Here is a 5523-nt window from a genome sequence, read left to right on the forward strand (position 1 = left end):
CAGCCGCCCTTGACCGCGGTGAGCCCCTCGATCCGGTTGAGGAAGGACACCTGGCCGCCTGTCTCCTTCGACGGCACCCGCACCGCCGACTCCGAGACCTTGGTGAACGTCACCGAGCGCTTGAAGTCGCCGGTCAGCAGCGCCTTGGTGCGCGGGTCGCCGATCGCCGGCTGCACGCCCTTGGCCAGCGTCCGCTTCTCCCGGTGGAGCGCGGTGAAGAAGACCATCGCGCCGCCGTCCTTGGTGCGCAGCGCCAGCGGCGCGTACTCGGGGGGCCCGGCCGGGGTGTCGATGTACGCCGTCCAGAACGACGGGGTGCGCCGCAGCTTCTCGCGCGCCTCGCGCGTCCGTGATGTCGACTGGCCCGGCGCGAACTTCCCCTTGCCGCTCTGGAGGTATGTCGTGTACGCGCCGCTCATCGCGGCCGGGTCGACGACCAGCCCCGAGCCGCCGCCCGTCGGCACCGGTTCGGCCCAGCCGTCCTTGCCGGTCGCGAAGTCGAGCCGGTCGTCCGGGTTGAGGATCGACAGATAGGCCGCGCGCCACGGCTTCTTCGCCCCGTCGCGGGTGAAGACCAGGTACCAGCGGTTGCCGTCGCGGTTGCTGGCGGAGTCCGCGACGAAGAACTTCGGCCATCCGGCCTGCGCGGGGATGGTGAAGCGGGAGTCCTTGAACTCCAGCGCCGGGTAGGACTTGTTCCCGCCGGGGGAGAGGGTGTGCTGCGCGGTGAGGTCGGCCCGGTTGTTCGCGGCCAGCGGCCCGGCCTCGAACGTGTCGACGGCCGCCGGGTCGAGCTTCCGGTACGCCTTGTTGTACGCGTCCGTGAACCCCTGGAGGACCTTGGGGGCCTCCTCCCGGCTCACGGCCGGGAGGATCTCCCGCTCGCCGTGCACCGTCACGCACCCGGTCAGCGTGAGGAGCGTCGAGGCCGCGAGTGCGGTGAACAGTCGACGGGGCAACCGGCGTCTCATCGGGCTACGGCTCCTTCGGGGCTGCTTGGGACGGCGCAACCCTACCGGGGGCGGAGCGGGCGAGGGGGGCGGGTACCGGGAACCGCGCCTCTCAGCCCCCGTCCCGCCGGGCCCGCGGCTCCCGACGGGGGATCACCAGCGGCTCCCCGGTCCGCGGATGCGGGACGACTTCCACCGGCTGCCGGTAGACGCGCGTCAGCAGTTCGGCGTCGAAGACGCGCTCCGGCGGGCCGTCCGCCGCGATCCGCCCCTCGTGCAGCACGGCCACCCGGTCCGCGTACGCGGCGGCCAGCCCGAGGTCGTGCAGGACGACCACCACCGCGTCCCCGGCCGCCGCCCGCTCCCGGCACACCCGCAGCACCAGCTCCTGATGGCGCAGGTCGAGCGCGGCCGTCGGCTCGTCGAGCAGCAGCAGCGGGGCGCGCTGCGCCAGCACCCGCGCCAGTGCGACGCGGGCGCGTTCGCCGCCGGACAGCGCGGAGAACGGCCGCTCGGCGAACTCCGCCACCTCGGCGGCGGCCATCGCCTCGTACACCGCGTCGTCGTCCGCGTCCTCGGCGGGCGTACCGGCCCAGGGCGCGCGCCCCATCCGGACGACCTCCTCGACCGCGAACGGGAAGGACACCGCGGCCGACTGCGGCAGCACGGCCCGGCGCAGCGCCAGGTCGGGGGCGGACCAGCCGGCGGCGGCGCGCCCGTCCACGCGGACCTCGCCGGACTCGGCGGGCAGATCGGCGGCGAGCGCGGCGAGCAGCGTCGACTTCCCGGCCCCGTTGGGCCCGACCAGCGCCAGCACCTCACCGGCGGCGACCACGAGATCGACCTCGGCCAGGACCGTACGTCCCCCCAACCGCACCCGCAGGGCGACGGCTTCGACGAGGGGCACGCCGGGGGGCGGGGGCTGCGGGAGCGCCCGCTGGCGGGAGGAGAAAAGCCCCTTGATCATGCCCAGCCTCCTTGCTTGCGCCGGGTCCGCCTGAGCAACCAGAAGAAGAACGGGCTTCCGAAGAGGGCCGTCAGGACGCCCAGCGGCAGCTCCGCGGGCTGGGCGACCGTACGCGCCGCGAGGTCGGCGGCGACCAGGACGAGGGCGCCGCCGAGCGCGCTGCCCGGTACGAGCAGCCGGTGGCCGGGACCCGCGGCCATCCGCAGGAGGTGGGGGACGAGCAGTCCCACGAAGGTGATGATGCCCGCCACCGCCACCGCGGCGGCCGTCAGCAGCGCGACGACCAGGACCAGCGTGATCCGCAGCCGCTCCACGTCCACGCCCAGGTGCCGGGCGGGGCGTTCGCCGAGCGCGAGGAGGTCCAGTTTCCGCGCGGAGAAGGGGGCCACGGCCAGCCCGGCCAGGGCACACGGCAGGACGGCCAGCACCTTCGGCCAGGTGGCCTGGGCGAGGGAGCCGAGCTGCCAGAAGGTGATCTGGGTGATCTGCGCGTTGTCCGCGAAGAAGATGAACAGGCCGATCAGCGCGCCCGCGAAGGCGTTCACGGCGATGCCGGTGAGGATCAGCGTCACCACCTCCGTACGGCCGCCCGAGCGCGACAGCGCGTACACGAGCGTGACCGTGACGAGGCCGGCGGCGAACGCGCAGGCCGTCACCGTCCAGTTGCCGAAGAAGCTCAGTCCGAGCGCGATCGAGCCGACCGCACCGACGGCCGCGCCCGAGGAGATGCCGATGACGCCGGGTTCGGCGAGCGGGTTGCCGAAGACGCCCTGCATCAGCGCGCCCGCGCAGCCGAGCGACGCCCCGACGAGGAGGGCGAGGACGACGCGCGGCAGCCGTACGTTCCACAGCACGCTCTCGCCGACCCGGTCCAGCCGGGCCCCGCCGAGCCCGACGCGGTGCAGCAGCGAGCCGAGGACGTCGCCGACGGGGATCTCGTACGCGCCGATGCCCGCGGAGAGCAGGCACAGGACGATCAGGGCGGCGGCCATGGCCGCGATGAGCAGGGTCCGCCGACCGCGGCGGCCGGCGGCGCGCGGCCGGGACGGTGCGCTCCCGGTGCCCGCGGACGTTGATTCTTCCGTCAGAACGGCCATGTCAGGAGCCGCCCTTGTGGATCTGCTCGACGAGGGACTTGAGCACGGTGTCCGTGCGGGGGCCGAAGTTGAGCAGGACGCCGTCGTCGACCGTGGCGATCCGGCGGTCCATCCCGGCCGGGGTCTCGGCGACGCCCGGCACCTTCAGCAGCCCGTCGACGCCGCCCACCGAATCGAGCCCCTTCGTCATGAGCAGCAGCACGTCCGGCGCGGCCTTCGCGAGGGCCTCGCTGGTGATCGGCGTGAAGTCCTTCTTCAGCCCGGACTCCACGCCCGCGTCGACGCCGCCCGCCGCCTCGATGAGCGAGTCCGCGCCGGAGCCCTTGCCGCCGAGGAGGTAGACGGCGGCCGAGCCGCGGAGGTAGAGGAAGGCGACGCGGGGCTTCTCGCCGCCGTGCGGGATGTCCTTCCGCACGGCCGCCACGCGCTGCTCGGTCCGCTTGCGCAGTTCGTCGCCGGACGCGCGTACGCCGAGCGCCGCCGCGACCTCGTCGATGCGGTCGCCGACGTCGGAGAGCTTCTTGGGCGGGTCGAGCACGACGAGGGGGATGCCCGCGGCCCGGATCTGCTCGATGGCCTCGGCCGGTCCGGTCGTGGTGTCGGCGAGGACGAGGGTGGGCTTGAGGGAGAGCACGCTCTCCGCCGAGACGTCGTGCGCGCGGGTCACCACCGGCAGCTTCTTCGCCTGGTCGAAGGTGGCGGTGATGTCGCGGGCGACGACGTGGTCGCCGAGGCCGAGGGTGAAGACGGTCTCGGAGAGGGAGCCGGTGAGCGGAACGATCCGCTCGACGCTGTGCACGGTCACGTCGTGGCCGTCGGCGGACCGCACGGTGGCGGGCAGCTTGGGCTGGGGGCGCGTCGCGATCGGCTGTACGCGGTCGGCGGCGGCCTGCTGCTTCTTCGCGCCCGCCGGGCTTTTGCCGCTTCCGCCGCCGGACGTTCCGCAGCCGACGAGCGCCAGGGCCAGGGCGAGGACCGCCACGAGTGCGCGGAGGGGGCGCGGGGCCCGTATCGGCGCGCCCGCCGACTGCCGTTGCTGCACGATTCAGCCTTTCCGCTTCCGGGAGGTATCCGACCTGAACGGTCGTAGCTTAGGTTAGCCTTACCTCAATAACCACACCCTGGAGGGGTTCCTGATGCTGCCGTTCAGACCTGTGCGCGCCGTCAGCGCGGGCAGGGCGCTCGCCCTCGCGCTCTTCGCGGCGCTGACGGCGGCGCTGCTGCTCCCGGCGGGTACGGCCCACGCGGCGGACAGCCGCACGGTCTCGGGCGGCAGGCTCGACTGGGGCATCAAATCCTCCTTCCAGAGCTACGTCACCGGGCCCATCGCGCAGGGCAGTTGGACCCTCCAGGGCGGGGCCGCCACGGTCGGCGGCAGCGCGTTCCGCTTCCACTCCGCCAAGGGCTCGTACGTCCCGGACAGCGGCGACTTCGAGGCGGGCTTCTCCGGCGGGGTCCGCTTCACCGGCCACAAGAAGTCCGACGGGGGCCACGAACTGGACCTCACCATCAGCCGCCCCACCGTCCGCATAGCCGGCGGCAAGGGCACGCTCTACGCCGACATGGTCAGCAAGGCCAAGGGCAGCGGACAGGTCACCAGCGCCTCGCAGGTGCCGCTGGCCGCGCTGAACCTCTCCGGCGTGAACATGCGCGGCGGCGGCACCGCCGTCTCCCTCGCCAATATCCCCGCCACCCTCACCGCGCAGGGCGCGCAGGCGTTCGCCGGCTACTACACGGCGGGCACCGCGCTCGACCCGGTGAACCTGTCGGCCGACGTCCAGCCGGGCGCGGCGGGCTCGTCCCCGAGCGCGACCCCTTCGGGCAACGCGGCCAAGAAGGACGACAAGCACGAGAAGGACGCGGCCAAGGGCGAGTTCGCGGACGCGGCCGTCGACTGGGGTGTGCGCCGTACCTTCCGCGAGTACGTCACCGGGCCCATCGCCCAGGGCAAGTGGCAGCTCGCCGACGGCGCCCAGGACGGCGGCGCGCTCTTCCGCTTCCCCAAGGGCAAGGGCTCCTACGACGAGGACAAGGGCGCCCTGGACGCCTCCTTCGCGGGCACCCTGCGCTTCACCGGCAAACACCTCGACCTCTCCTTCAGTGACGTGAAGGTCGCGGTGCGGGACGGGGAGGGCACGCTCTCCGCGGGCGTCGCCGACGGGAAGAGCGAGCACAAGTCCGTACCGCTCGCCACGTTCGAGGCGAAGAGCCTCAAGCCGAAGGACGGCCTGATCGCGATCTCCGAAGCGCCGGCCAAGCTGACGGCCGAGGGCGCGAAGGCGTTCGGCTCCATGTACCAGGAGGGCGCCGACATGGACCCGGTCTCCCTCTCCGTCGCCCTCGACGCCAAGGCGAAGCTGCCGCCGCTGCCGGACCTCGGGCACGCGCCGAGCGCGACGCCGACGGCCGCCGACGCGAGCCCGACGCCCGCCGCGGCTTCCGCCGCTTCCTCTTCCTCCTCGTCGTCGGCCGTGCCGATCGCGGCGGGCGCGGGCGCGCTGGTCGTGCT

General features: G+C 73.5%; 5 protein-coding genes. 1 reads left to right on the top strand and 4 read right to left on the bottom strand.

Features of this window, described 5'->3' with window-relative positions; translation table 11 throughout:
- The 4 genes from ACFU99_RS31430 to ACFU99_RS31445 all read right to left on the bottom strand — a co-directional run.
- Positions 1-971: hypothetical protein (locus tag ACFU99_RS31430; protein ID WP_384398483.1), on the bottom strand; the 971-nt coding region annotated here is incomplete at its 3' end.
- Positions 972-1062: 91 nt separating this feature from the next.
- Positions 1063-1917, bottom strand: coding sequence for a heme ABC transporter ATP-binding protein (locus tag ACFU99_RS31435; protein ID WP_384398485.1), 855 nt, complete (start codon positions 1915-1917; stop codon positions 1063-1065).
- Positions 1914-3014 carry a FecCD family ABC transporter permease gene (locus ACFU99_RS31440; protein ID WP_384398487.1) on the bottom strand — a complete coding sequence of 367 codons (1101 nt, stop codon included), beginning with the start codon at positions 3012-3014 and terminating at the stop codon, positions 1914-1916. Before ACFU99_RS31440 ends, ACFU99_RS31435 begins: the two co-directional genes overlap by 4 nt.
- 1 nt (position 3015) lies before the next feature.
- Positions 3016-4056: a hemin ABC transporter substrate-binding protein gene (locus ACFU99_RS31445; protein WP_384398489.1), complete on the bottom strand. Its 1041-nt coding sequence runs from the start codon at positions 4054-4056 to the stop codon at positions 3016-3018.
- A gap of 94 nt (positions 4057-4150) precedes the next feature.
- Between ACFU99_RS31445 and ACFU99_RS31450 the strand changes: the two genes are divergently transcribed.
- The coding region (locus tag ACFU99_RS31450) for an HtaA domain-containing protein (protein WP_384398491.1) at positions 4151-5523 on the top strand (1373 nt) is incomplete at its 3' end.

Source organism: Streptomyces sp. NPDC057654 (genome assembly GCF_042800135.1).
Taxonomy (GTDB): domain Bacteria; phylum Actinomycetota; class Actinomycetes; order Streptomycetales; family Streptomycetaceae; genus Streptomyces.